The sequence below is a fragment of the Burkholderia sp. Ac-20345 genome, assembly GCF_017104825.1.
Lineage (GTDB): Bacteria > Pseudomonadota > Gammaproteobacteria > Burkholderiales > Burkholderiaceae > Burkholderia > Burkholderia lata_B.
Window position 1 is genome coordinate 57204 of record NZ_JAAGPO010000002.1, and the last position, 25527, is coordinate 82730.

The following is a 25527-nucleotide window of genomic DNA, read 5'->3' on the forward strand; positions in this document are numbered from 1 at the left end:
TCACCTATGGTATGGCGGCAGCACAAGATCTTTCCCGAGGACGATACTCACGGGAGAACCCGGAGGAACGGTAATCGTCGGCGGAATGTTGTTGTAGCGGTTCAGCACCGACTGAGACGTCTGGACCATGATCTGGCCAGCGGCGTTGAGCGGCGAACTGCTACCCGCATAAACGTTGTTATTGCCACTATTCTTCGGCGTCGTCGCATATGCGATCGCGGCAGGGATGATGGCCGTCGCAAAAATCTGCAGGATGTGGTTGTTCACATCGCCAGACAGACCCGTTGCGCCGCCCGAATCCGCCCCTTGCGAACTCGGCGTGTCCACGCAAACACCATCCGGACGGCAGATACGACCAACCGCAACCTCAATCCGCGACTGGCCAAGACGGATATCCCCGTTGTTCCCGCCGCTGATCGACGACCCCGCGGGAATCATGACCTGCGTGCCAGTAACAGAGTCGTAGACATCGCTGACTACGCGCATCTCGATAGGGCCCGAAAGGTCGCTATCCACCATTCGCGTGGTAACCGCTTGAATGAGGGTATTGCTGCGCACGTAATACTTCGCCGGAGGCGCATACGCTGTTTCAGCCGAGTGGTCCGAAAGCTTCGAGTTGTAATCCGTCAGCCATTGCGAGTTCGCTGTTGCGCCTGTCCCGGGGTTGTTGCCGCTTTGCATTCCGGGCATGTGCTTCAGAATATTGCTCATGTCCGAAGCACTCGCGAGTTCACTCCGCTGGAGGTCGCTCATCTGAGGCGGGACATAACCCGGCGGCATATTCCCCTGAGCCGATCCCGATTGACCAGCATTCGATTTCACCAAGACAGGCGAGTTTCTGATCATGGACTCGCGGTCCGGATCAGCCACGGCTCGACCGCCCTTCGCCCCATTCGAGGCCATCGTCGGTGGTAACGGGGGCAACGCACCAGCAGGAGGTAGCCCCACCGTAGAGGAAGCGGCGCCTGGCGTTTGCGCTGGCGCCACGCCCATCCGACCACTATTCGCCGATTGAGCAGCCAGCAATTCCTGCTGCTTCTTCAGAGCATCTGCCTTCTGCTTGCCTTCCTGAATCTTCTCGACCTGGACACTCTGTTCCGCCGCCGCCTTGTCCCTATCGATAGATGACGGGTCCGCTGCCGGACCGAGCTCGGCAGCATGAGGAGGAGTCGGATTGAATTCGTGAGCATGCACGCTCTTTCCGCCGAACTTGATATACGCGGCCACTAGGACTACCGCGGCAAGAAGAAGCACAATCTTCCAGTGCATGTTCTTCTTGGGCAAGCCTCCGTCGTTGGCTTCCGGATCGATGATCGACTTGTTGGTCATTGAACGACCTTATTGTTCGTGATCTCGACTTCTTCCTTGCCGATCTTCAGCAGGAATTTGTGCATGACCTTCGTGACCTTCAGATACTTCCCGTCGACAACAGGATCGAGTGCCGCATAACGGTTATCCGGCGTAACCCAGAATACTGCCGGCCAATCCTGGATGTTTGCGGGCATCTGGATCCACGTAAACGTGCCGTTGTCGATCACCTGCACAGGTTTGAACGGAGCATTGCCGCTGATCCGGTAGTCGAAGTTCAACTGTTCGACTTCGACGCCGCGCGTCAACGGGTCGATTGCCGTCGGTCCCACTCCAGATGCCTGGGGAGCTGCAGTCGTCGCGAGCGGTTGCAACATCGACGTGCCGGGATATCCCCACGTAACCCGTTGGTACCACTTGCCCACGTCTGATTCCGTCGAGCGCAGCATGAGTTGATACGTGCGACGGTCTGTCACGACCGTACCCGACGTAACAACATCGTCGTACTTCGGCCGAATAAATATGTGGCCCGCAACGCCTGTTTCGCAGTCCCAGGAGAACGAATCGCCGAGGGCAACGCCCTTCACAACCTCACCGGCCTCCAATTGGATATCCGTAACAGCCTTGGGGCGAGTGAGGATCTGATAGGTGTTGTTCGGATCGAAGTCGAAACGAACGAGTCGGGTGTCACCTGGCAACGGAGTTGCAATCAACACCGCATGGGCGCTCAGCGGACCCGCGAGAAACAGAATCGCGGCGAGAATTCTCACAATGAACGACATCATTAAAAGTCCTCAACGCGGGCGAAGTGGGTGATGTAGAGGCCGACGGGATTGCTCGCAATCTCCTCCTCGCTCTTCGGCGCGGAAATCGCGTAGTGGACCGTAATCCGATATTGCTTCGTATCCGGATCGCCCGTACCGCCGCCGGCCACAGTCGTCAAGAAGATGAAGCCGACGCCGTTCTCGCCTGGGTCAACGCTCTTGACGTGAACGACACGTGTGTATTGCGCGTTGAGCGCCAATTTGCCGAAGGGGTTGTCGTCCCTCATCATCTGGGCAAACTCGCCGACGGCCGCACCTCGACAAAGCGCCTGCGCGGCCTTTAGATCTTTCTGCGATGTGTACTGGTCGATGGTGAGCGCTTTTTCCGCCCAATGCCTGAGGAAATAGGAGCGCATGTTGCGATTCGGCGTGAATTGCACAGCGGCGACAGCGCCACCGTTGGCAATCGCACCATCGGCCTGCGGCTGCACCATCCACGGAACGATCGTCTTAAGTGGCAAGAGACGATAGAAATCCGCCGCCATGACGACCAAGCCCAAACCCATGACCACGGCGATGATGAACCATCGCGCGGCGTTGGCCTGGCTTGTGCCGATGATTTCGAAGAATTCGCGCTTGGCCTTGTCGTATGCCGTGACCGGCCCGGCATTTCCCGCCATCAGCGCGTCGACTGGTTTTTCTTTCCGATTGAACAGCATGCTCCCCGCTCCGAGATTTCCTAGCAGGAAGTAAAACATGGGGGCTTAGTGGTCAACCATTCTAAAAGAACGCCTAAGAAGGGGTCCTTTCCCCGTGTGGACTGCTCGGATACCCGATGGTGACGGTAACATTCCTCCTCGACTAACCTCAAAAGAAAAGGGCAGGCCCGTGGAAAAAGGACCTGCCCCGATCGCGAAAGCACTCAGATCAGTTGCGAGAAATTGTTTCCCGGGCCTCCACAATGTCGTCGACCGTAAGACTAGCTTCCTCGCCATCCAGCATCCTCACGGCACACTGGTTCACAGCTTCCTGAAGGATTGCGTCGACGTTTGCAATCGACTCCCCTTTCAGGGCATCCACCACGCGAGCCACGAAGCTGTTCAACGGCTCGATGCCTCTTTTCTCCAGCCAGCCCGAAACGTATGTCTCGATACCCACTTCATCAGGAAGATCGAAACGTACCTTCTCGGTAAAGCGGCCGCCGCGCATCGCAGCCTCATCGATATCGTCCACGAAGTTCGTGGCTGCGACGAAAACGATATCCGGTGTTTTGCCTGCCGCGCCGTCCATCGAGACCAGGACCTTGTTCGTCAGGGCAGAGACGCTGGACATCTGGCGGTTCCGGAGAATATCGTCAGCCTCATCCAAGAATACGATCACCGGACGAATGTCCTTGGCCTCGCGAATCAGCTTGTCCCACGACGACGGATCAGCCATCAGCGTACTGCCGGTGGTCTGCAAGAACGCCCATCCCGTCGCCTTTGCCAGAGCCCGAGCCGCTTCGGTCTTGCCAGTTCCCGGAGGACCATAGAACACGATGCCAGTCGGCGCTTTGCCGCCCATCTCCTCGATCTGGCTGATTTTGGACATACGGGTTGCGATCGCCTTCAGACGCTTGCTCGACGTGACCGATAGGATGATCTCGTCCAGCCCTTTCGTATTCTCCGGGATCTTGCCTGCGCGACCTTGCAGAGATCGCATCGCAGCCATCAAATCGTCGAAGTCAAAGCTATTCCGATTGGTCTTTCGCTTCACTTCCCGAATTTGCTCACCAACCGACTGAATGCGCTTGCTTGAATAGCCGACCCAACGCTTGGCTGCACGTTCCACTGCTGCTTGCGGAATTTCCACATACGGCACATAACGCTTGAGCGAGGCATCGAGAAGTGCGAGACGGGCAGGCTCGTCCGGCGTCGGAACTTCGATTTTGAAATCGAAACGTCCTTCCCGCATCCCGGCCGCGTCGAGCTTGTCGAGGTAGTTCGTTGCTGCAACCACGACGACACGATGCGCACGGACGTCCACCAGCTCCGTCAGCAGTGCATTCGTGATCTTCCCTTCCTCACCGCCGGCCTCGGCCATTCCAGCCCGGTCGACGAGCAGACTGTCGGCTTCGTCAATGAAGAGCATGCACGGAGCGTGTGCCTTCGCGTCCGCAAACGCCTGAACGATGCTTTCCGTCGTCTGGTTCTTCCAACGGCTGGCCACGTCGCTGTTTCGCAGCTTGATCAGCGGAAGCTTGAATTCCCCGGCCAAGCATTCCGCAAATTCTGTTTTGCCATTCCCCGGCTCACCGTGCAGAAGGATACCGTTGCGCGGATCCTCGCCCTCCGAGCGCTTCGCCAAAATGTCCGACACAGCGCCGCGGAGACGATCTTTCAGATCCTCCATCCCCACGAGGCTATCAAGCGTCTTTCTCGGAGTCGCAACCGGAAGATGCGGCAGCGGCGTAGAGCCTGTTTCCTGCGGATTGTTCACGACCATGGCGCGCTCCCGACCATCAGCGGCTTCAGGAAACTTCCGGGCCAGCCACGGGTAGACCGAAAGAATCGGCAGAAAACCTGCGAACCCCCAGAACTCCCCGGCATCCGCATGACCCGACATCAGCGCGATCCAGCTAAACGCAAAGACAGTGATTGCCACGTAAGCGATAGCCCGGAATCGAATAGCCGCAAGTCCGAGGACCACAATGACGACCGACGCGACTCGGCCGTACAGAACCACGTCATGCGCCGATTGGTTCGACGTGAGCAGCTGCCACGTCTCCCAGGCCCATGCAATCGCTGACAGGACCGCGAACGCCAGAAGGGCGATGACCGCCAGGCCGAGAAGCGTATCGAGAGGGTTCGATCGACGATATTGCCCGTTCATCATTCGCCTCCATGCGCCGGCGAACGAGCCGAATCGAAGTGAACTTGGGCGCTGCGTGACGAATGGTCCACGTTCAGGCTGGTGTTGTAGTACCAGCCATAACAGGCAAGCGCAGCAAACAGAATGGTTCGGTAGAGGGTGGTCATGTTTTCGATCTCCTTACCCCCTAATGTACGTGAAGGCGATACGGAAACAAGCCCCCACGAGTGACTAGAAGAGAAGGCGGTAGATGAAGGGGATCGCTTCCAAGACGGTCCACAAGATGAGCCCACCGATCCCCACGAGAAAGACAACGGGCTGCTCAATAAGCGTCCGCGCCAGCGTTACGCCGATCGCACTTGGGACGGACTCCCGAACCATTGCGTGCAACTGGCTTTCCCTCGCATCCCATTCCTCTTCGGTATCCGGACCCGCGCGAAGCATGTGCAGCGTTTCCACAAATGCTTCTCGAAAGGTCCTCTTCGTCTCGCGTTCATCGCCTTCTGCCCCGGTGGTGCTCATGCCATTCCTTTCATGTCCCTATCAACAGGTCGAAAAATTACCGCTTGGACGTACTGCCACCGCGTGCTTGCGCCATGGTTGCCCGAACACCTCCGCCCGAGGCCATCGTGTTTCTGGACCCGCTACTCCCACCGCCACCACGGGCCCCGCCACCGCCACCCCGAATCCGGTTTAGCGCAGCCTGGCCGGCCGACTGGAGGCCTTGACCGGCCGCGCGAGCACCTTTACCCGCAAGCTGACCCGAGCGCTGGGCGGCCGAACCAAGGCCCCTATGCGGCCCCCAGTTCTTCACGCTAGTCCAGGCGCTAAAGCCCATGCCAACTCGCGAACCGCCTTGGAGCAGGCCCATCGCAATGCCGTTGATTTCCGACATCATGTAGGCGATCACCAGAGCGAGTACGACCAGGACCACATACAGAATGACGTTCGTGGCCGTCGCCCCCTGCGCAACGGTCGTCATGGTGGTCATCAAGGTGTTGGTCATCTTGATCATGATTGCGCCGACGATCTGCATCATGCCGGCGCCAATCATGTACTTCAACCACCCATCGAACAGGAAAGTGGTGTACGGCATCAGGAGCCAAGGCACCATCACGGGCGCAACTGCCAAGCCGATGTATACCTTCATCTGCGAGAGGATGTAATTTCCTGCCCACAACGCCGCGGCGCCAGCCACAATCACGGTCGTCGCCAATTTCAGAATCACAATTGCGAGACCGGCGAGAATCGAGCCGAGATCGAAATCACCGATCGTATGGAAGAGCGATGAAAACCAGTTGCTCCCACTCGACCCCGACGACGTCGAGCTTCCGTCTGCACTTGCCCAAAGACCGGAGATCGCGGTGAAAAAACTCTTGAAGCCACCGGACAAATTCGTACCGGCGCCAAACTGGTTCGAAATTTTGGAGAAAGTCTGCGTAAGCGCGTTCTGCGAACTCGAATTCAGGCACGCCATCACAATGCCGAGCATTAGGATCTGGATGATGATCTGCGCGAAGACCTCACCCAAGGACTCGCCCTTTAGCATTCCAGTGATCGCGGTCCAGACGAACATCACGCTGAAGAGCACCCACTCCAGTTCGGCACCATCCGCAGCCAAGGTACCGCTCATATTGCTGAAATTTGACTGAATCGTGCTTTCCAGTTGATTCAGATCATTCGTCACCTGAGAGACGAAACCCGAGTCCGCCGCGGAAATCGAAATCCCGGACGAGCCTGAGCTCTGCGCGAAAGCCGAGATCGCGAAAAGCATGCACGCGATAAACGCCACGACCGATAGCAGCCAGAATCTCCCGGCTCGGTCGGACGATCTTTTCGATGATATTTGCATACTCATGCTGAACATACCGGCTTCCTTTGAGACATTTCGCCTAACCGCCACTCACCCGCCCACGCACCAGGCGGGCCCCTTCAGTTCGTCGATCCGCTGCCGGAGGTCCTATAGATTGGCGAACCGTTCCTCAAGCCGTTGACCAATGAGCTCATGTTTCCGTTGTCGGTACTGATGGTCTGGTCGATCGATTGAAGTGCATCGTTGTTACGCTGCTTCGCGATAGCCTTGTTCATTTCTTCCACGGCTTTCGCGCTACCGTTCGTCGACTGGAGCTGCTGCATCAGTTGGGCGTTCTGCATGACAACCCGGTTCATCTGCTGGTTCATCAACTGCATCGACTCGTGGATGCCCGATGTTGTCGGGATCTGCGATTGCCACTGCTGCGCCATCGCATAGTCCTGCTGGATGGCATTAAGCGTATTGACCTCGTTCTGCGCACGAATCTGCGCAGCACCAATGCCGTTCTGGATATCCTGCTTTTGCTTCGCCATAAACTGATCCCACGTCATGTTGCTCAGCTGGGCGGCCGAGAACTGAGTAGCGATCTGGTTCGACATTCCGGACAGGTTTCCGTACAGCGAATTCAGCGAATTAATGTAGCCGTTGATATTCGTCAGATTGAGGTTGCCCACGCTCTTCAGCGTGTTCAAAGCCTCCGGACCGATCGATGCGAGTTGCTTGACCTCATTCTCATACTGCAGGATCTGTGTCGAGTACTGCTGTGCTGTCTTGAGAACAGACTGGACCGTTTGCGCCGCCGTTATCAGGTTTTGCGCGTAGTTCGACGGATCGAAAACAATGTACTGGGCATACGACCCCGTCGAAGCAAACATCAACAGTACAGCACCAAAAATCTTTTTCATGGCATTTCCTTTCTTATCGTGTGAGAACTACTGCAGGCCGTTGATCAACGACTGACTATTCTGGTTGTCCTGCTGAATGGCGCCATTGAAAATAGTCCGTGCCGCAGCGTCCTGATTCCTTCTACCCAGTTCATCGGCCTCGCTATTCGCCTTGAGTGCGCCATTCTTGTCGACGAGCATCTTGATGATTTGCGAGTTCTGCATGAGCACTCGGTTCATCTGGGTATTCAGCAACTGGACATCTTCATTCGTTCCCATCGTGGCAGGAATTCGAGACTGCCACTGCGCTGCCATCGCGTAGTCGTTCTGCACTGTTTGGAGCATCGCGGCTTCGTTCTGAGCACGAATTTGAGCCGACTGGAGCCGGGCCTTGATCGCAGCTTGCTGAGATGCAAGATATTGAGGCCACGTCTGTCCGGACAGTTGCGCTTCCGTGAAACGGTTGTTCAACGCAGTCGACACATTCTTCAAGTCGCCAACGACGTTCTGCAGGCTGGACACGTAATTGTTCACACCCAGCAGATCGGCAACGGTGGCCCCGCCCAACGCAGCAAGCTGCTGCGGATTGATCGCCGCCAACTGCTTGACTTGCATCTCGTACTGCTGGATTTGCAACGCATACTGTTGCCCCTCCAAGATCACTTTCTGGGCGGTCTGCGCGGCTTTGATTACGTTCTGCGAGAAATTGGTCGGATCGAACACCAAACCACCCGTGAACACCGGCATACCGCCGGCATAGCACGAACCCGAACACAGGACGGCCAAGAAAGCTGCAACGACTTTATTCATTTTTAGCGACCTCTCCCAAGCGCACCATTTCCTCGATGTACTGCTCTTCCCAATCCGGAACCAGCTTGGCGCGGAATTCCTTGTATTTCTGAATCGCGAGCTGATCCGACCGAAGGCAGGCCAGCATCTCCGGCGGAAAACGGACGTTTGCCATGCGCGACATACCCTCCGGATTCACAAAGTAGTACTGCACCTTCCGCGTCGCTGTCCGGATGCGCTCGATCTGCTCGTCGTTGAGCTGGAACTTGTTGCGATACAGGTCCAAGTGGGCCATCACACTCGGGTTCGGCAGGAAAATCCGGTTCTGAATGTTGTCGATGATCGTGGTGAATATGTCGCTGTCAGCGATTTCCTTAAGCGACTGTGTAGTCATCCCGACTATTGCGTTTTTCTTGGCGAGTGTGCGCAGCCAGTTGTCGAAGCGCTCACGCAGCTTCTTGTTCTTGAAGAGATACCAGACCTCCTCGAGGTATATCAGAGTCGGTTTGATCCCTTGCTCCGGATCAAGAACCAGCATCTCATCGATGCAGAAGAACGCGTAGTCGATAAAGACGGGGGCCAGGATCTCATCCTCGAGCAGCCCTCCCATCTCAACGTCGGTGAAAGAGGACAGCTTGAAGTCATCCTCCGAGCTATCGAAATGCGGATATGTGCCACCGTCCTCAAGCCAAGGCTGCAACTCCTTGTACAGGTCGTTTGAAATCGCCTTCATGAAGTCCGCGAGGCGCGACAGTCGCCAGTTCTCCGCCGGCTGATCGGCCAGCATGTTGAGCGCCTTGTTCATGTCGAGCTCGTCTTCGGTCTTCCACTCGTACTGCCGAAGAGTCACAATCAACTGCAACCAACGCATCAGCCATCCTCGCTTAGTCGGATCGTTCACGACGCGCAGGGGATTCATGCGAGGTGCCTTGCCCGTGCTGGGGTTCATGTCGATATGCTTCGCGCCCTGAAGACCCGAGGCGACATAGCACGAATAGTCCTTATCGAAGATCAGGACATTGCACGGGTGATACTTGAAGAACTGCGAAATCAGGAAATTGAGCAGCGTCGTCTTACCCGAACGTGACGGGCCCACCACGAAGAAGTGAGGCAAGTCCCCTTGGTGGAAGTTGTAGTTGAATGGAACGTTGTGCTCGGTCGGCAAAAGTGCCAAAGCCGGAATCGGCCGCTGCAGTTGCCCCGACAGGTGCGAGTTTCGACGTTCACCGGTCCGAATCGCGCGGAGTTGTGCCAGATCCGCGAGATTCCCCACGTTGATGAAGCCCCATCGGACGATGTTTGCCCATTGGCCCGGCAAAGTCGCCGTGAACGCCGAAAGCGCGTACATTCGCTCGCGAACCACCTTCGCACCGACAGCGGTGCGCATCGTGCTGCCGACGTCTTTCAGCGTCTGCTCCATCTCTTCTTCGGTATCGCCGTAGCAGAGAATGGTCATGTTGTAGTGCCCGTAGGCACGGTCGAGCGCCGTCAGATCTTCCAACGCAGACGACGCGTCTTCAGCCAACGCGAGTTTACCGGCATCGATCTTGTCCGATTCCGTCTTCGTCATCTGTTCCACCAAATGCGTCGTCCAACGCTTGGTGCTGGCCATGAAATGGTCCTGCGTGGCCTGGATGTACTTTTTCGCCCGTTCGTTGCCCCAGAACTCAAAGCACTGGCTGACGGTAATTTCACCGTCAATTTGCAGTAGCGGATCAGTCACGCCCGGCGCGATGATGTTCGGCCAGTTCTTCACGCTCATGGCGCCCACGTAGCGCGTGACGTCACCCTCGAACTCAAGGTGCTTCTTCTTCCGTCGAAGCGTCGAGTCCGGCAGGTACGTATTGAGGTACACCGGAATATCCGGGATTGCCACGCGGTGGTGATCGTTCGGCGGGCTTACACGCTGGTGCATGAACGTCATCAACTCGTTGCTCTGCAGTCGGCGGAAGCCGAGCGAGTTCACCGTCGTCTCGAACTCTTCGAGGATCTGGCGAAAGTGAGTTTCGTGTGCGTCAAACTGCTCGAACGCGAGCGCCGCGTTCTTCTTCGCCGAAGTGGCGGAGAACAGGATCGCACTCAAGGCTTTGAGCATCCCAACCTTGTGCCGATCCATGTGATTCGTCAGCTTGTCGAAAAAGCCACCCGAGCCACCGAGATTGCGGTAGACCACTGCAAAGTAGTGCCGGTTCTCGTACTGCCGCTGGCCGAACAGGTGTTGTTTCCACGACAGATCCAAGAACTTGCCGATCGCCGTCGGGAAATCAGCGTCCGGATAGTACTCCGTACGACGGCGGTCCATGATGGACCAAACCAGGATATGTTCATCAAATCCCTTGAGAGCTCGCTCAAAGTTTTCGACAAACCCATCCGTTTCGATCGGGAGACGGCCCTCGGCATCAATACCCGCAACCTCGTACACGACCATCATCGATCCGTCGAGGTTGAACACCATATCTGCGGCGTTCATACCCATCCACGGTACGAGTTCCGAAAAACTCTTTACCGATTTCAGATATGAGCCGAGGACTGCCTTGATACTCAACATAAGATGTCACGCCCAAAGCCATGCGGCCGTTTGACTTTCGATTTCCGATCGATCCGGACCCAGGGGTCATAGACGTCGGACTGTCGGCTGTACTGCGTGTAGATCAGGAAGATGTTCTCGTCACGCTTCGTCAGCCACACCAGGAAAAGGTGCACTGCTACACAAAACGGGAAATACAGCCAGATCCGCCACACTCCCAACATTGCGATCGCGATCGCCAGGTGGACTTTTGCGAGGCGCTCTTCCACCCCGGCGATCGTCTTGATACGCATCAGGGACGAGTGGATTACAGTAGTTCGAGGTTCGTAATCCATCTCATCCCCTTTACGCGCCCGAGCAGCCGCTGCCCGTGCCGCCGCCGTCCGTCTGAATCGCGCCGAGCCATGTTGCCGCCTGCAGCGCGATCGAGATGCCGACGATCACGGCGAGACCACGACCGACCCATCCACTGACTTCGCCAGCCGCCCACATGATGCCGAGGATCACCACGATGATCCCCGAGATCGCGTAGCCGACCTGGCCCGTCATGAGGTTGAAGAAGTCGCACAGGATGCCGGTAATCGGCAGCGTCAGCGTCGCAAAAGCCTGCGACGACGAGACCAGCGCAACAGCCAGCATCGACCCGAGTACGACCCTACGCTGCTCGGGCGAGGTCGCCTTGATCGCCGCCGAGCATCGGGACATCAAACGTTTCATATCTGCTACTCCTATAGATGAGAGTGGTTTTGTACTCTTTCGACTGCCGATCAAAGCCGTCGACCTTTACTACTTCTGCCACGATCCGGTCGTCGCCGACCAACTTCATGAAGACCATCACCTGGAAAGCACTGGCAATTCGAGCCTGAATGCCTTCCCGGCTATCCGGAGCATCGGCAGATTGCGCCACCATGTCCTCGAAGCGATTCAGGCCTTCCGCACCGTTATTCGCGTGCAATGTCACCAACGGACCTTCGTGGCCGGTATTGGCCGCCTGAAGAAGGTCGTTTGCTTCAGCACCGCGCGCCTCGCCGAGCACAATTCGGTCAGGGTTTTGCCGCAGCACGCTCTCCAGCAGGCGTTTAGCGGTAACCTTGAGCTGCGGGTTGATCTGCAACCGCACGTTGTTCGGCGACTTGACGACGAGTTCCGGAACCTGCTCGATGGTGATGATTCGGTCGTCGGGCGGAAAGCATCCCAGCAGGGTGTTAGCGAATGTTGTCTTGCCCGAACCCGTACCTCCGACTATCGCGACGCCGAGACGACGACGTACCGTGTCCACAAGAATGTCCGCCACTTCCTGGGGCAGAGCGCCCTGCTCGATCCATTCGGACATGGCCTTGACGACCATGTTGTTGCGACGAAACGAGATGGTCGGACCATCGACCGCGACCGGCGGGAGTGTTGCTTCCACACGAAAACCGGGGAGCTTCGTACTCACGATCGCGTCTGCCGATTCGTTGCTCACCTGGATGTCCGAATTGGAAGCGAGAAGCGTAATGGCGGCCTCGATCTGGGCGGCCGAGATCTTCGCCCCGCTGCAGAACTTCTTCCCACCCTGCTGAACCCAGACATCGTCCGGGCGGTTGATCATGATGTCCGTCACGGTCGCGTCATCGAGCCACTCCCGGATCGTGCCCAAACAGTTCATGACCATTTCGAGCAGACTGTTTCGGCCACTACTGCGGCCATCTCTCTTCAAATCGCTCATCGCTGTCCTCATTTTGACGACGCGTTACAGCCTCGCCCTATTCAGTCATTGCGTAATCTACCCAAGCTTCCTGTCAGGAACTACCCGGAAACGCAACGTAAAGCGGGGGGGTTTCCTCCCGACAATTGCTCAGGAACCGAAAATGCGCTGCGAGTTGGAGAGCATCACCGCCACAGGAAGGGCCATCACGAGCGCCCAAATCGGCACAAACAGAGGCGTCACCGGGATAGGTGCCACGAGGTACATCACTGGGAAGAAAACGATCCAGAGAAGCACGTGCGCAGCCAGCGAGAATGCGCTGGGATTCTGATAGGCAAATTCGGCAAGCTTTTTTGCACGGGTCATATAGCCGTCGACCACGCACGCGATCAGGAAGGGACCAACGAAAGCGAGCCAGTGCCACACGATAAACAGGCGGATCATCATCCCGTAGAGATTGATTACCATCGAACCGAAGTACGAGTTTGTGACCGTTCCAAAGTGCTTGAGCGCTCCGCTCAGGGCATGTGCCTTCCTGTAGTCAGCTTGTGAAAAGTGAGTTTTGTTCAGGTCCGCGATGAACCCGGATTTCACGAAGGCGGTGCCGTAGACACTTTTTGCACTGTCGACAATAGTCTCGGTCTTTTCATCCCCGAAGACCGCCCTCGTCATCTCCACCTCGCGCGAGATCCGGTCAAGACCGTCTTGTACCGAGACGATCGCCGGGACGGCAAGGATCAGCACCAGTGTCAAGAGGATCCAAAACTTAAGATGTATGCCCCACTTCATCACTGCCTCCCAAGTGCTCGAATATCCAGCGAGCCGCCCGGCAGCTCACTGACCCGACCGATGTCCTTGGCCGTCATAATCCGACTGCACAGCAGAAAGCGATTCCCGACGAGCACATCAGGCTCCGCCGGCGGGACACGGACGAATCGCACTTTCTGGAGGCCAAGGCGCCTTGCCCACGAACCAATGGGTTCCTCGAAAGGCGGCCATACCCGGCGGTTGCCTGCCTCATCGAAACCAACGGCGCTGTACTCCATGGCAACGTCAGCAGAGAGCGCCAAAGATTCGAGAAATGCAACCATCGAATCGGTACTTCTCCGTGAAGTTTCATAGACCTCTACGAAGCGCTCGATCGCGCGCTGGATCGCCTCTTCCACCAGCGACATACCCACCGCGCCCGGGTAGCGATCAGACAGGATTTCGCAAAACTTCAGGGCCGACTGCTGCAGCGTCGGCCACTGCAAGAAAATCGGTTTGGCCGCGGCCTTTCGCTCGGTCGAACGAAGCACACTCGACAGGATCACATCACCCTGCTTGCAGATGCTGGACACCGGCACTTCCACGGCGCCCTTCGTTCGCCTACGAAATTCCACGCATGACAGATCGATAACCTGCGATTCCATAACTCTCTTTCAACCGATTTAGTGTGTCCGACTCGTCACAAAACGAGCTTCGGAATGCGTCCCTTGACAACCGTCCCGCGGTTCCAAACGGCCATGTAATGCAAGTCCGGCAGTTTGCTCATTAACGTGATGGGGAACAGGTCGACCAATTCCTCGGATACTGTCTCGCTGATCGACCCGCCGAATTCAATACCGTGGTCCTCAGTCTTCGAATTGCGTCCGTGGCTGCGCGAAATCTTCTTGATGTATGTTTCGCCAATCTTCTCGGCGATGATCTTTTGCGTTTCTTCGTCCTGCGTAGCGCCCGCAATCAGGTTGTTGAAGTTGCCGATCATCCGCTTTGCCTTGACCTCCGAACCGAGCTTGTCGGAAAGGTCGGCGAACGTTTGGCCGCAAGCGATGATGTCGAGGCCGGCACCACGGCCTTTGTTCAACTCCTGAATCACCGGCTCGCACATGACATCGCCCCACTCGTCGATCAAGACGACGATGCGGGATTTTTCCTTGATGTTCTTGTCATAGTTGTATCGTTCACCAGCAACGGCCTGCATATCGGACAGGAGCGCTGCCGCGATCGAAGAACCCACTTCGGGATCGCTCAAAGAGTCGAGCCCTGCGTAGAAGATGTACCCGCCGTCGACGATCTTTTTCGTGTCGAAGATCGGCCGCGGATCGTCGATATCGTCGTAATCCGGGCTGAGTAGCCCTTCGAGCTCGCCAGCCGTGAGTTTGGTCAGCAAAGGCAGCAACAGCACCATCATCTTGGCGAACCATTCACGGTTCGAGCGCACGGTACTGATCAGGCCTTTGATTTGACGTGGCTGATCGTTGAGCGGGATTTCGGATTCGAAGAACTCCACGTAGGCGCGCAACTCGGCTGAAGCGCCGTCCATATCGTTGTTCTTCTTGCTTTCCGGTTTGTTGAATTTCGCGATCGCGGGCGCCACTTGCGCTTCCCACCCCGGGACGTTGTGCCTGAAGAAGATACGAAGCGCCTTTTCCAGCAACTTTTGCGCGCCATTGAGGTTCTGGATCGCATCGAGCAATGAAGACCAGGACGGCCTCGTGCCCGTATAAATCAACGCCTGGGCGACGTGATTGACCTGCATCCACACAAACGAGCGGAATGATTCGTCCCCGTCGCTGGGGATAAGTGACGAGATTCGCGACGCCACTTGAGTCTCCCGGTCCCAGTTCTTGAGCGTGTCGATACGCACGGACTCCGACGGAAATGCCGGATGGAACGTGATGACCTTCTCCGGTCGCCCCGACAGAGTGCCGGCGTTCTTCGCGATCTCCTTCAGATCGTGATCCCCTTTCGGGTCAATGATGATGATCGTGTACCCGCGCAGGGCAAGCTGATAAACGAGCAGGCTATACAGCGTCGTCTTAATAGCGCCAGTAGTCGCCAGCACCGCGGTGTGGCCCTGCATCGCCGAAAGCGGCATCAACATGTCCGTCTCTTCCGCGAGCCCGTGGATCCACTGGAGGCCTTTCGCGTTAGTGGGGTCGAGCTGCGGTCCCTTCAGGCCGCGAGCCTTGAGAAACCACTTCGGCGGATACACGGCCGCTAGATCCCGCTTCATAATCTCGGTTGCCTGTTGGGTATGACTAGGCTCCCAGCGATAACCCCAGCCAAGCCACAGGTTGTCCCCGAACTTAGGAAGATTGACCCGAACAATATCGGCCTTCAGAAAAGTGAAGGGCTTGCCCGCAAGATTGGCTTTGAAGTTCCAGATGCTCTGCGTTTGTTTGGCTCGCCAAAGCATCATTGCGGCTGAACCTGCACCCATCCATACGAATGCGTTTGTGTGAACATCAGACGCTAATGCGATACCCGTCATCGAGGCAAGCGATACGCCCCACGCGACCGCCGATCGTGCCTCATAGGTCGGCCGGAATAAATTCTGGTAGTTGATGATCATTGGATGATCTCGAGATACTGAACGGCGTGTGACGCCAAGACGAGGCACGGAGTGTCTTTATCCGAGCCCGGTAGCTTCCGATGGTGCTGCTTCTTTCCCGGATTGGAGGGGTCAACGTAGAGCATGTTCAGGTAATCGAGCTCCTCAATAACGGCCGGCAGTGGGGCGCCGAGCGTTCCCGCGTATTTGAAGCTCACGCACAAGCCATCGCGGTCGAGCAAGAACTTGTCGTTGAACTCACCCGATCGATAGTCCGCAATCAAATGCCCTAACGTTTCGCCAAGGAACGGCTTCAACTTGCGACGGAATTGCTCGGGCAAAAGCTGGACGTATGAGAACTCGGCCTGCTCGGCTGGTGCCGGGAGCTTGGCTTGTGCAGCAGCATCTTGCTTCTGAGCGGCACCCCGATTCCCGGCGCCCGCCGACGGTGGAACTTCCTTTTGCGCGACTGCTGCGCCGTCATCCCCGCCCGCCCGCACTTTCTTGCTGACACGCCCCTCCTGCGCCGCTCCTGAATCGGCACGCCTCGGCGTACTTGCCGCGATGCCGGGCGTCCCGTTAGCGCTTGCAGCCTGATCCACCTTAGCCACCTCGCCGTCCGGTTTTGCAGCGGGTGGATTTGCACCCTCTGCCACACGCTCCGCGGTCGCCTCTTCTGCCGTCCTCTCGCCCAATTCCGTCGGATCCAGCGTCCGCATCGCCGACCGGGACTGAGCTTGTTGTTGCATCAGTGACGTTAGACGATCCGGTGTTTTTCCGGCCGGTGCCGGAGGTTTCGGACCCTCGCCCGGAGTGGAGATGGCCTCAGCTGGCGCGGGAGTCTGCGGAGACGCCGGCACTGGAGACGCCGGAATAGTTGGTGTCGCCACAGGCAATTGCGAAACGCTTCCGCCACTCGGGGCTGCGACCGGAGCAGCAACCCCGCCCGCCAGCGCGGTAGGTAGCGGCATTACCTCGATGTCGCCGAGCAGGCTGAGCGGGTTGACGAGCTTTGTCGCGACGTACTCTTTTCCGTTGGGGAGGACGACCTTCCAGTACGGATCGCGGTCCACTTTTGCCGCAAAGACCTTCGCGTTCAGCAGGGCCTCCGCGAGCGTGTTTGCCTCCGTCGGCACACCCTGAGTTCCCTTTTGAGCAATTTCCCGCGACAATTCCTCGGCAGCCTTCTTCCAGATCACGAACAGCCCGTCCGCCCCGAACCACACGCGGCCGCCATCCTGGTTGATCTTCCACTTGCCATCTCGGATAAGCGTCCGCATCGCCTCGAGCAGATGGGGTTCAAGATGGTTACCCACGACCATCGTGCCGTAGTAATCCGGCCGAACCGCCTTGTCGCGATCCAGGACGCGCTTTCGAATGCGCGCGACGAGCTCGGCAACGGAGTTTTCGTTGTCTCGGGCCGCACCAGTCGCAACGGAGAACACGATCGGAGCGATCGCCGGCGAACCGGCTTCGAGGTATTGGAGACAGCGATCGGGAACGATACGACTGATCATCGCCGACACCTCGCCCTTTGCTGATGCGGTCTCAAAGCGCGGTTCGGGTTGCCAGGAAATGTGATACCGGTCAATGCCGCCTTCACTACACCACCGATGCAAAGGGAGCAGGTACTTGGGCCATTGAGCGCCATCGGGCCCACTGACGATCAAGGACGCAAGCGGCCGGTGCAACTCTGAGCAGACCCCGGCCAGGAACGCTGCGTAGCGCCACCGCGGCTCGAGCTTATGACGACGCTCCACTCCTTCGGTCGGGGTGAAAATCACCCCCTCAGAGGCCTGCAAGCAGTAGAAGCCCATCTCCAGCGACAGACGGAACAGGCCACCGGCGCCCGTGTGCGTTTCTTGGCGAGAAGCTGGAAGAAGGTGGATGTACTCGGCAAGGTTCCGAATCACCGACAGGTACATGTCGGCGAAATCAGCATCGGTCCCCCCCGCCACGGTGCGAATCCGCGCAACCATGGCGGACTGGCTTTCCACAATGCTATCGACCGGCAGGACCTCAATGCCCGGATCGATAGGGGGATAAACGGGAATACGCGACGCTACCGTGTCCACACGAACTTTAGACGCAGCATGCCGTTGGAGAACAACCGGCGCGACAGCCGGGGCTTCCTGCGACGTCTCGTCCGATCGGCCTGTCAGCCGCTGTAGGATTTTTTTGAGCATAAAAAAAGTCTATGCTCTGCCACCTACCCGAGAAAGCGCGAAACGTTCGTCAAAAGAACAGGCTTTCCTCGCCTTACGCTTCTTGACAGAAATCTGAGACGGATTGTCTAGCCCCCTCACCAAGATTCAACTATTCTTCCTGATGAGAAAGAAGATGCTTACAACTTCCGAAATTTGATGCAGAATAGTGGGAGCTGCGCGAGCAGCCGGAAACAATCACTTACCCCGCTTGATGGAATGTCGCAAGAACGCGGTTCCTGTGGCGCTTTCGAGATCCGCCGAAGTTCCCGTTGTTGCACACCGGGCACATCACCGGTTCGTTTCGCTCATGCACATGATGGGATGAGCAGCAGGCGCACTTCGTGAACCGAAGATCGCCCGTCTCGAACCCGCGCACTAGAATCAGCGCCCGCTCGAACGAGAACTCAGAACTCTTTTCCGGTTCGGAGCTTTCAAGAAAGAATGCGTAAGCTTCGATCAGGGAGTCGATGTGGTGAGCTCCGAGTTCGCAGAGGCGTATGTAGGCTTGAAGGATCAGGCTGCCTTTGAAGCGCCAGCCTGGCTTCTGCAAGAACGCGTAGTCCTGCGCCGGAGACATGCCCGGCTTGGGTGTACGACCGGTGAGCTGGGTAAAGATTTCGCGGAAGGTCTGGATGTGCACACCGCCACGAGGAGACAGTAGTGCCTGCATCGTTTTGGGACGGGCGCCGAACTCGCACAGCCGCTTGAGCCTCTGCTCGTGCTCGATGTAGAAGCGAAGCTGCAGATTTTTCATGATCAGCCGCGCAGCGCAATGACGTTCTGGACGGTGGACTTCGGCGCCGACTGAACGGTCACAACCTTGAGGAGATCCGTGAACTGGTTGTCCACGAAAATTGCCTGGTTTGCATCCTTCACCTTCTCAATAAGAACTTCGAGCGGGGTCGAGAGAAGGACATCAACGGCTTCGCTGCTCAGCTTGTAAACGAGCATGGCGCGCGTCTGATTCATGCGAACCGCGTTCCAGCGATTCTCGACAGCCTTTACGTTTTCAAGCGCGGCAAGCTCAAGAATAGGACACATTTCTGAAACCCTCGATCGTGGTCACTGGTCGATAACCTTTACTTAACATCCTTTTTTGGGGAAACAACTTCTTGCCAGGAAGTGTTCCTGACGGGAATCTACCCAAGTCCGCGATGGAATGCAAGCGTCAAGTCCTTTATGCTCGTCAATGTTAGGTACCGCACTCGACAAGACTCAAGTTCTTCCTTACCGTGCCGTTAACTGTTGGTCGATTTCGGACGTCGGCGAAATTGGGCGATCCGACGACCTGGACAGAAAATTCGCATGTGCAGAGGGCTTGACAAAAACGCTTGACAAAATGGATTCAGGGGTATCCGCCCTCGACTTTGTCGTCCGGGGTAACTGACCTGCGGCATAATACTCAGCAGAAAACTCACTTTTTGGGTGCGCCACCATGGAAAAGAGCGGCATCGACGCCGTCAGGCAGACGTTCGGGAAGCGTCTGCATACGATTCTTGACGCAAGAGGCCTTCCGACTACCGGTTTTGCCCGGAGTCGGTACATTGCCGACTTAATTGGGGTCACATCGCCGACGGCATATAAGTACTTGTCCGGCGTGTTCGTCCCGAGCTATGACATCCTGATCGAACTGTCGAGACGTCTAAACGTCACGCCCGACTACCTGATCGGCGTGGGAAGCGTGAACAGCTACCTCCTCTACGATCCCTCCGGGCACAACCCGATTCAGATGTCTTTGCCCGAACGCATCAAGGAATTTTCGACCATTGGTTGGATCGGGCTGTTCTTCTATTGGAGCGTTTCCGCCCGAGAGGCAATGGATCTCCTCCAAGCCGGTGACAAAGTTGTCTACACGACCCAGAATCTGGGACTTGAGGCCGATCGGCATTACATCGTCCAATATGATGGATTGATGTACATCGCCAAGCTAAAGGCCTTGGTCACTCAAGCGGATGGCGCTTCTCAGTGGGAGTTCTCTTTCGAGGACAACACCGTGATACAGCTGGCTCAGTCGGACATTGGCTTTGGATATGCCGCCCATCAGGCGTCTCAAAGCCTCCACGTCATCGGATCGCCGGTGTATCGCCTGCCTGCTGGGCATGCTTTCCCACGTTGAAGTCCGTGTAGGCGGTGACAAAGTATCCGTCGTCGCCCACCACGAACACCCAATGACTCTCCGCGTGGTATAGCTTGGTGCTCCCACGCTCTGGATTCCGAATAGGCGACATTCCGGCCTTTGCGACCCGTTGCATCTCCTTCCAGGCGACGACCGCGCTGACATGATTCAGCCGTGCGCGGAACTGATCAAAGCTGTGCTGCCGCACGCCGACCTTACCGTGCCCCTTGACGTCCAAGAAGAGCTTGAGCGGCTCAGATACAGACAGATGCCGTTCACGGGTCTTGGCGCCCTCACCCACCCACGAGCAGTCCTTCTCAACGTTGAGCGGGACTTCAAGGAATTTCGTCAGAAGCAGCACCGCGTACGGATAAAGGTGCGACTTCTTGCTCCGGCCGCTTCGTAGATCCAGGATCGTCGGGTTGGAGATCGTGATCTCGATGCTCGATCCGCTCCGATTGTCCCCCATCAATTGGACCTCCTCGACGAGGTAGTGCAGCGCGCTCAACTCCGCGACAACATCCTTCTCGGCAACATCGGCATCCACCGTGACGTACACGATGCCTTGTTTGCGCCCGAGACGCCACGTACACACGAAGCGCTCTTCTTCGGCTTGAGTATGGATGGTAAGACGATCGATCTGATTGCTCATTGAATATGCCTGACGTAATAGCGACAGGATACTGGTTGCGAACAGGCTTGCAAGGGGATGTCCGCGCCCCCATAAAAAAAGCGCCGAGAGTTTCCCCCGGCGCTTCCTGTTCAGGTCGTTTCCGACCGAGCTTCATGACCGCTTTGGTAGCGAACGAACAAAGTCCAGCATGTCCGTTCCGGCCTTGGCTGGTGCGTACTTGATCACTCGCTTGCCCATCGCCTTCGCACGCTCAGCGAGCTTCTCGCCTGCCTGGAAGCCACGACGAACTCCCCGACTGTCGGGAAGATCATTGTCCTGGTAGATCCGCAGCAGATCGATGTCGTCGAGCACGGAGAAATCGAACTCCTCCATCCCGCCGGCGTCGACCATAGACCAGCAAGTTTCACGGCGAAACACCCGGACAGCCAGGGACGTTTCGATGCCCTCCGCAACACTCAGTTCCCGGCTAGTCGGAGCGTAGAGTCGAATGGCCCCTCCCTTAATTTCCAGAGAGAGTTCCTTCTTCTTCACGCTCGATACAGGGGCCTTCGCACCATCCTCCGTGAGGAAGGTGCGATGGATATTGCAACAGACACCATCCGGTCCTTGGATTGCCGCCACCATGCCGGGGAACTTCCCGACAAGAACAAACTTCTCGTCCTCGTCCTTTTCCCAATACGGCAGCGCAGGGTGAAACCGAAGGACAGCAGGAATATCGGCCGGATCAAGCTCGGGAAGGCGACCGGTCAGATACTTCCAGACCGGGTCACCTACCGAGATTCGCCGAGCCTCGTTCCAAAGCTTTACGTGGCGAGCCTTGCGTCGAGCAAACTCTTCCTTGCTCATCGGCTCGCCAGACCGGCGCGGTGCATCTGCACTGCGTGGACGTACCGGAGACTCGGGCAACCCCGCCCCAAGCGACTCCAGCACCCAGCGAACACGTTGCATGAACGTCTTATCAGGGAATACCACGCTCAGCAGCTTGAGGCCGTTGCCGCCGCCGCATCCGCGGCAGTAGTAACTTCCATCACCGTACTTGTCGGTAAAGGCATATCGGTCCTTGCCTCCACAAAAGGGACACGGACCATTTCGCTTCAGTCGCAGATACTGTTCGTCCAGGCCGGCCACTTGCAGCAAGTCAGGCCAACGATCATGCGAACGCGACTGAGCTTCGGCGACTTGCCTTTCATTTTCAAGCCGACGCTCGAGCACATCAACACTCATCGTCTACTCCTTTTGCTACAGCAGTTGAAAAAACCGGGGGATCTACCCCCGGGCCTGGCCTACGCCGCCTTCTTCAGAACGAGCTGCTTGCGAAGCAGCTCGAACATCTGGGTCGGCAGATCTGCAACCTCCGTGATACAGATGCTGTTGGGAATCACACCGGAGATATCGAGGCCGATACCAACACCCATCACCTCAATCCCCCAACGCTGACACGATGCAACCACATCCACCACGCCTTCCCTGCTGTCCGGTACACCGTCGGTAATCGGCAGAAGAATCCGCCGGGTGGCCTTGGTCGACAACAGCGAGTACTGGCCATACAGCATCGCATCTGCGAGCGGCGTGTTGTGACCGTCCGCGCGAACCGCCGCAATCCGGCCTGCACGTTTCCGCACCGTCTCGCCGAAGCTATTCAGCACGAGAACATTCCGATCGCACTCCTCCGATCCGGCTGGAAACGCGGACGTAGCCACCTGTACCCCATCGATTTGCCCGAGAGCAATACCGAGCGCGGTGCAGGTATCCATCGCCAACATCATCCGCTCCTCCTGTCGCATACTTCCGGAACGATCGAGAAGCAGATGAATCGCCACGTCGATGCTGGTGCGCGATGACTCCCGCTCGAAGATGTTCAGGTCGCCAGTCGACAGCCTGAGAGCACCCAGATTGGAAAGCCGTTCACCCGCATACGCATCCCAGCTTCTGGTTTGCGTCACCGCTTCCAGAGCCGTCGTCAATCTCCGACGCAGCGCGATCGACTCGCGCTTGACGCGCTGGACGATTTCGCCGTTGTCATCGATCTCTTCCGTGAACGGGATCGCGTTCGACAGGACAGGAGGCGCATCCGACTCGTCTGCCATCCCATTCAGCATGCCCTGAACTATTTCCCCGAGATCCTCTCCGGGGTTATAGCCAGCGCCTAACGCGACACGAACTTCTCGCGACGTCGCTTTCTGGGAAAGGTCCAACGACGACGCGCTCGAATCATTCACCTGGTCCTGCTGCTGCCCGTCGTCGGCCAAGGCGCACGCGCCCGTACCGTCTTCAGTAGCAGAGACAGAGCCAGGTTCTTGACTCGAACCATCACCGGATTGCAAACCGTCGCCCGGCTGCGAACCGTCACCGGGTTGCGAACCGTCGCCCGGCTGCGAACCGTCGCCAGGATCAGCTGCAGATCCAGCGACGCTTTCCGGCTTAACACCGTCAGGCTGCGATTCGGCCTTACCGCCGGCGTCAGCAGAACCACCTTGTGTCGAGGACGGATCCTCGGCCGCATCGGAATCAGCGTTCGCGAGACCTTGCGAAGCGTCTCCCTCTTCGGTCGACGTCGCACCATCATCCGCGGCTAAATCGTCACCGTTGGCGCCCGCCGAGGCAGGCTGATCCGAAGCAGGAGCAGACTGAACGTCACCGTCACCACCGGATTCACGGTCTTGCCCGCTGTCCTCGGGCTGATCGCTATCGCCGCCGGATCCTGCTTCGCCAGTAGGATCGGAATCAGCCTTCGAGGAATCCCCGTTGGCTTCATCCTTACCGCCGTCTTCCGTGTCGCTCGAATCTTGATCCGGCTCCGAGTTCTCCTCTGCATACTGCTGCAGGAGGGAAACAGCCTCGACAGCGATCCGGGCGGCATCGGCCGACGTGTGTGCGAATTGAACCTTGCTGATGACCGTCAGATATGCGTTCGCAAAAGAACTATCGAACGCACTCGTAAGCCATTGCACTGCGATCGCCTCACGAGCCTCAAAAAAGGTTCGCTTGAGCTGCCGCCAGTTCAACGTATGCACCGTCGCGGTAATCAGAGCTTCAGCCAGATCGGAGGAATTCGACATTTCGCGAAGCTGCCCGTCTTTCGACAGGGTTTCGCGCATTGCCATAAAGATCCGATTGGCACCAGGGTAGCGCCGCTCCACCAGACCTTCAATGCGCACGTCCTCGAGCGCGTTGTAGATCCGAAAAGTGAAAGCCGGGAGGTCCATCGCCGCAACCGACTCGAAGTCGGTATGAACGATATGCCCCGCCCCTTCGTGGAGAACAAAACCGAGACCGAGGACTCGAGCCTTTTCCACTTCGATTGGAAGATCGGGAAGCACGATCTCGCTGGGATTCGCGTAGGCTCGATTGCCGCCTATGCGCACCTTCAGACCACACTTCTCCGCAAGCAGCCTGGCCGCGATCGGCAAGGCGCCTTTCAGCGTATTGATGTTCATGCGATTCCTTCGAGAAAGAATCGCCCCCGAAGGGGCGATTGTTACGCCCCTTCGGGTTTAGATCCCGAAGCCCGTCGCCATGCCCGGTTGGGGCGGCAAAGGCAACGGCATCGACGGAACTGCCGGGCCAGGACGGCCGACAGGTGCTGGCGAACCAGCGCTCACAACAGGCTGCATGGGTGCAGCCATCGGCACAGCGACCGGCGGTGCATCCCCCTCTTCGTCCGCCGCACCGAAGCGCGGACCGACGGCGAGGTTGAACGTCGCGGCGACGTCACCCGACTCACGACACTGCTGGCCAAACGCGCGCATACGCTCCGGTCGTTTGAGGATCCCCGTCAGCCCCCAAAGGGTCGTCAGATGGATGCCCTCGATCTTGCCCTTCTCCGGCAGCAACTTAATGCTGTAGTCGATGGTCTCGATGATCGGACGTACACACGGGTCGAGGAAGGCGAGGCCCTCCATCTTCTCGCGAATCGCCTGCAGCGCGTTCTTGCAACGCTGCGTGACATATTCCCGAGCCTGGCCGTTCTTCTGGCCGCCGAACGACAGGGTGCGTTCTTCGAACACCGCCGCTTCCTGTGCAATCTCTCGGAAGAGCGTCCCCGCCAGCCCCTGCTCGGCTTGCTTCAGGCCGCCCGACAGTTGGTCGAAATCTTCTTCCGACTCGCCGACGGAGCGAACCTTGAACGCCTGCCAGCGGAATCCCAGAGCACCTTCGACGTACGCCTTTTCGGGCGCTTCGTCTTTGATGATATGGGCCCATTCCTGGTTTTGCGGGGCGTTCTGCCACTCGATGATCAGACGGTCGTAGTTCGATACGAGATGGTTACGCTCCTTCTCATATTCGACTGCGATTGCATCGAGATCATCTGCGACCAGCTTTGCCTTCCCGGCCGGGATGGCATAGCCACCGAGGAAGCGCACTCCGCGGCTTTCACAAGCCTTTTGCGCGCGCTTTTTGAGCTTGTCGAACACCTTGAGGTATTCGCTGTCGATGACCTTCTTGCTACCCAGCGACGCAAGGTCACCATGCGGCAGATCTTCGACTTCGCCGATATCGGTCGTTTTCAGCTTGCGCCGGCCGGACCAGATATGGGCTTCGATACTGAAACAGAGAACCCTTTCGAGGGTTCGGACTTCGTTTTGGTGCGACATGGAGATCTCCTGGAAACCCCGAAGACTCCATGCTCCC

Annotated in this window: 24 protein-coding genes; 1 reads left to right on the plus strand and 23 read right to left on the minus strand. The window is 57.5% G+C overall.

Annotated elements, in window-relative coordinates; genetic code table 11:
• The 19 genes from G3O06_RS01400 to G3O06_RS01490 all read right to left on the minus strand — a co-directional run bounded on the left by G3O06_RS01400 (nucleotide 1) and on the right by G3O06_RS01490 (nucleotide 19114).
• Nucleotides 1-1329 carry a TrbI/VirB10 family protein gene (locus tag G3O06_RS01400; RefSeq protein ID WP_205814655.1) on the minus strand — a complete coding sequence of 443 codons (1329 nt, stop codon included), beginning with the start codon at nucleotides 1327-1329 and terminating at the stop codon, nucleotides 1-3.
• Complete coding sequence (locus tag G3O06_RS01405) at nucleotides 1326-2093, minus strand: TrbG/VirB9 family P-type conjugative transfer protein (protein WP_205814656.1); 768 nt, start codon at nucleotides 2091-2093, stop codon at nucleotides 1326-1328. The genes G3O06_RS01400 and G3O06_RS01405 overlap by 4 nt, the downstream gene beginning before the upstream one ends.
• Entirely contained in the window at nucleotides 2093-2791 is a 699-nt protein-coding gene (locus G3O06_RS01410; RefSeq protein WP_205814657.1) for a type IV secretion system protein, read from the minus strand. Before G3O06_RS01410 ends, G3O06_RS01405 begins: the two co-directional genes overlap by 1 nt.
• A gap of 208 nt (nucleotides 2792-2999) precedes the next feature.
• Nucleotides 3000-4946, minus strand: coding sequence for an ATP-binding protein (locus tag G3O06_RS01415; protein ID WP_241019442.1), 1947 nt, complete (start codon nucleotides 4944-4946; stop codon nucleotides 3000-3002).
• Complete coding sequence (locus G3O06_RS01420; RefSeq protein WP_155836362.1) at nucleotides 4943-5089, minus strand: hypothetical protein; 147 nt, start codon at nucleotides 5087-5089, stop codon at nucleotides 4943-4945. Before G3O06_RS01420 ends, G3O06_RS01415 begins: the two co-directional genes overlap by 4 nt.
• Nucleotides 5090-5153: 64 nt before the next feature.
• Entirely contained in the window at nucleotides 5154-5444 is a 291-nt protein-coding gene (locus G3O06_RS01425) for a hypothetical protein (RefSeq protein WP_205814658.1), read from the minus strand.
• Between the two features lie 37 nt (nucleotides 5445-5481).
• Nucleotides 5482-6696: a type IV secretion system protein gene (locus G3O06_RS01430; protein ID WP_205814659.1), complete on the minus strand. Its 1215-nt coding sequence runs from the start codon at nucleotides 6694-6696 to the stop codon at nucleotides 5482-5484.
• Between the two features lie 158 nt (nucleotides 6697-6854).
• Entirely contained in the window at nucleotides 6855-7640 is a 786-nt protein-coding gene (locus G3O06_RS01435) for a conjugal transfer protein (protein ID WP_205814660.1), read from the minus strand.
• 27 nt (nucleotides 7641-7667) lie between these two features.
• Nucleotides 7668-8429 carry a conjugal transfer protein gene (locus G3O06_RS01440; protein WP_205814661.1) on the minus strand — a complete coding sequence of 254 codons (762 nt, stop codon included), beginning with the start codon at nucleotides 8427-8429 and terminating at the stop codon, nucleotides 7668-7670.
• A complete protein-coding gene (locus tag G3O06_RS01445) occupies nucleotides 8422-10956 on the minus strand; it encodes a type IV secretion system protein VirB4 (protein ID WP_089454650.1) in 2535 nt (844 codons plus the stop codon). Before G3O06_RS01445 ends, G3O06_RS01440 begins: the two co-directional genes overlap by 8 nt.
• Nucleotides 10950-11270, minus strand: coding sequence for a VirB3 family type IV secretion system protein (locus G3O06_RS01450; protein ID WP_042975973.1), 321 nt, complete (start codon nucleotides 11268-11270; stop codon nucleotides 10950-10952). Before G3O06_RS01450 ends, G3O06_RS01445 begins: the two co-directional genes overlap by 7 nt.
• A gap of 10 nt (nucleotides 11271-11280) precedes the next feature.
• Complete coding sequence (locus G3O06_RS01455) at nucleotides 11281-11652, minus strand: TrbC/VirB2 family protein (protein WP_205814662.1); 372 nt, start codon at nucleotides 11650-11652, stop codon at nucleotides 11281-11283.
• Nucleotides 11591-12643 carry an ATPase, T2SS/T4P/T4SS family gene (locus G3O06_RS01460; RefSeq protein WP_205814663.1) on the minus strand — a complete coding sequence of 351 codons (1053 nt, stop codon included), beginning with the start codon at nucleotides 12641-12643 and terminating at the stop codon, nucleotides 11591-11593. Before G3O06_RS01460 ends, G3O06_RS01455 begins: the two co-directional genes overlap by 62 nt.
• 129 nt (nucleotides 12644-12772) lie before the next feature.
• Nucleotides 12773-13366: a DUF4400 domain-containing protein gene (locus G3O06_RS01465; protein ID WP_303294256.1), complete on the minus strand. Its 594-nt coding sequence runs from the start codon at nucleotides 13364-13366 to the stop codon at nucleotides 12773-12775.
• 44 nt (nucleotides 13367-13410) lie between these two features.
• The gene (locus G3O06_RS01470; RefSeq protein ID WP_205814665.1) at nucleotides 13411-14034 is read right to left on the minus strand and encodes a hypothetical protein; all 624 of its coding nucleotides are present in this window, start codon (nucleotides 14032-14034) and stop codon (nucleotides 13411-13413) included.
• Between the two features lie 35 nt (nucleotides 14035-14069).
• Nucleotides 14070-15959 carry a conjugative transfer system coupling protein TraD gene (gene traD, locus G3O06_RS01475; RefSeq protein ID WP_205814666.1) on the minus strand — a complete coding sequence of 630 codons (1890 nt, stop codon included), beginning with the start codon at nucleotides 15957-15959 and terminating at the stop codon, nucleotides 14070-14072.
• Nucleotides 15956-18124 carry a MobH family relaxase gene (mobH, locus tag G3O06_RS01480; RefSeq protein WP_205814667.1) on the minus strand — a complete coding sequence of 723 codons (2169 nt, stop codon included), beginning with the start codon at nucleotides 18122-18124 and terminating at the stop codon, nucleotides 15956-15958. Before mobH ends, traD begins: the two co-directional genes overlap by 4 nt.
• Nucleotides 18125-18344: 220 nt before the next feature.
• The gene (locus tag G3O06_RS01485) at nucleotides 18345-18899 is read right to left on the minus strand and encodes a FlhC family transcriptional regulator (RefSeq protein WP_025647500.1); all 555 of its coding nucleotides are present in this window, start codon (nucleotides 18897-18899) and stop codon (nucleotides 18345-18347) included.
• A gap of 2 nt (nucleotides 18900-18901) precedes the next feature.
• The gene (locus G3O06_RS01490; protein WP_235996278.1) at nucleotides 18902-19114 is read right to left on the minus strand and encodes a hypothetical protein; all 213 of its coding nucleotides are present in this window, start codon (nucleotides 19112-19114) and stop codon (nucleotides 18902-18904) included.
• A gap of 466 nt (nucleotides 19115-19580) precedes the next feature.
• Here G3O06_RS01490 and G3O06_RS01495 point away from each other — a divergent pair, with 466 nt between their 5' ends.
• Complete coding sequence (locus G3O06_RS01495; protein ID WP_205814668.1) at nucleotides 19581-20261, plus strand: helix-turn-helix transcriptional regulator; 681 nt, start codon at nucleotides 19581-19583, stop codon at nucleotides 20259-20261.
• On the opposite strand, the gene G3O06_RS01500 is transcribed toward G3O06_RS01495, so the two are convergent.
• From G3O06_RS01500 to G3O06_RS01515, 4 genes are all read right to left on the minus strand, one after another.
• A complete protein-coding gene (locus G3O06_RS01500) occupies nucleotides 20209-20913 on the minus strand; it encodes a hypothetical protein (RefSeq protein WP_025647493.1) in 705 nt (234 codons plus the stop codon). The two genes, G3O06_RS01495 and G3O06_RS01500, sit on opposite strands and share 53 nt — an antisense overlap.
• Nucleotides 20914-21045: 132 nt before the next feature.
• Nucleotides 21046-22119: a primase-helicase zinc-binding domain-containing protein gene (locus G3O06_RS01505; RefSeq protein ID WP_205814669.1), complete on the minus strand. Its 1074-nt coding sequence runs from the start codon at nucleotides 22117-22119 to the stop codon at nucleotides 21046-21048.
• Nucleotides 22120-22178: 59 nt separating this feature from the next.
• Entirely contained in the window at nucleotides 22179-24332 is a 2154-nt protein-coding gene (locus tag G3O06_RS01510; protein WP_205814670.1) for a VWA domain-containing protein, read from the minus strand.
• 57 nt (nucleotides 24333-24389) lie between these two features.
• The gene (locus G3O06_RS01515) at nucleotides 24390-25490 is read right to left on the minus strand and encodes a DUF3150 domain-containing protein (protein WP_205814671.1); all 1101 of its coding nucleotides are present in this window, start codon (nucleotides 25488-25490) and stop codon (nucleotides 24390-24392) included.
• Nucleotides 25491-25527 lie beyond the last annotated feature (37 nt).

Excerpts from the sequence above, each read along its gene's own strand:
- traD (WP_205814666.1), bottom strand. The coding sequence starts at position 15,959 with ATGATCATCAACTACCAGAATTTATTCCGGCCGACCTATGAGGCACGA.
- G3O06_RS01470 (WP_205814665.1), bottom strand. The coding sequence starts at position 14,034 with ATGGAATCGCAGGTTATCGATCTGTCATGCGTGGAATTTCGTAGGCGA.
- G3O06_RS01485 (WP_025647500.1), bottom strand. The coding sequence starts at position 18,899 with ATGAAAAATCTGCAGCTTCGCTTCTACATCGAGCACGAGCAGAGGCTC.
- G3O06_RS01425 (WP_205814658.1), bottom strand. The coding sequence starts at position 5,444 with ATGAGCACCACCGGGGCAGAAGGCGATGAACGCGAGACGAAGAGGACC.
- G3O06_RS01415 (WP_241019442.1), bottom strand. The coding sequence starts at position 4,946 with ATGATGAACGGGCAATATCGTCGATCGAACCCTCTCGATACGCTTCTC.
- G3O06_RS01500 (WP_025647493.1), bottom strand. The coding sequence starts at position 20,913 with ATGAGCAATCAGATCGATCGTCTTACCATCCATACTCAAGCCGAAGAA.
- G3O06_RS01490 (WP_235996278.1), bottom strand. The coding sequence starts at position 19,114 with ATGAATCAGACGCGCGCCATGCTCGTTTACAAGCTGAGCAGCGAAGCC.
- G3O06_RS01410 (WP_205814657.1), bottom strand. The coding sequence starts at position 2,791 with ATGCTGTTCAATCGGAAAGAAAAACCAGTCGACGCGCTGATGGCGGGA.
- G3O06_RS01505 (WP_205814669.1), bottom strand. The coding sequence starts at position 22,119 with ATGAGTGTTGATGTGCTCGAGCGTCGGCTTGAAAATGAAAGGCAAGTC.
- G3O06_RS01460 (WP_205814663.1), bottom strand. The coding sequence starts at position 12,643 with ATGAGCGATTTGAAGAGAGATGGCCGCAGTAGTGGCCGAAACAGTCTG.
- G3O06_RS01515 (WP_205814671.1), bottom strand. The coding sequence starts at position 25,490 with ATGTCGCACCAAAACGAAGTCCGAACCCTCGAAAGGGTTCTCTGTTTC.
- G3O06_RS01450 (WP_042975973.1), bottom strand. The coding sequence starts at position 11,270 with ATGGATTACGAACCTCGAACTACTGTAATCCACTCGTCCCTGATGCGT.
- G3O06_RS01440 (WP_205814661.1), bottom strand. The coding sequence starts at position 8,429 with ATGAATAAAGTCGTTGCAGCTTTCTTGGCCGTCCTGTGTTCGGGTTCG.
- G3O06_RS01400 (WP_205814655.1), bottom strand. The coding sequence starts at position 1,329 with ATGACCAACAAGTCGATCATCGATCCGGAAGCCAACGACGGAGGCTTG.
- G3O06_RS01495 (WP_205814668.1), top strand. The coding sequence starts at position 19,581 with ATGGAAAAGAGCGGCATCGACGCCGTCAGGCAGACGTTCGGGAAGCGT.
- G3O06_RS01445 (WP_089454650.1), bottom strand. The coding sequence starts at position 10,956 with ATGTTGAGTATCAAGGCAGTCCTCGGCTCATATCTGAAATCGGTAAAG.
- G3O06_RS01510 (WP_205814670.1), bottom strand. The coding sequence starts at position 24,332 with ATGAACATCAATACGCTGAAAGGCGCCTTGCCGATCGCGGCCAGGCTG.
- G3O06_RS01420 (WP_155836362.1), bottom strand. The coding sequence starts at position 5,089 with ATGACCACCCTCTACCGAACCATTCTGTTTGCTGCGCTTGCCTGTTAT.
- G3O06_RS01405 (WP_205814656.1), bottom strand. The coding sequence starts at position 2,093 with ATGATGTCGTTCATTGTGAGAATTCTCGCCGCGATTCTGTTTCTCGCG.
- G3O06_RS01455 (WP_205814662.1), bottom strand. The coding sequence starts at position 11,652 with ATGAAACGTTTGATGTCCCGATGCTCGGCGGCGATCAAGGCGACCTCG.
- G3O06_RS01435 (WP_205814660.1), bottom strand. The coding sequence starts at position 7,640 with ATGAAAAAGATTTTTGGTGCTGTACTGTTGATGTTTGCTTCGACGGGG.
- mobH (WP_205814667.1), bottom strand. The coding sequence starts at position 18,124 with ATGCTCAAAAAAATCCTACAGCGGCTGACAGGCCGATCGGACGAGACG.
- G3O06_RS01430 (WP_205814659.1), bottom strand. The coding sequence starts at position 6,696 with ATGCTTTTCGCGATCTCGGCTTTCGCGCAGAGCTCAGGCTCGTCCGGG.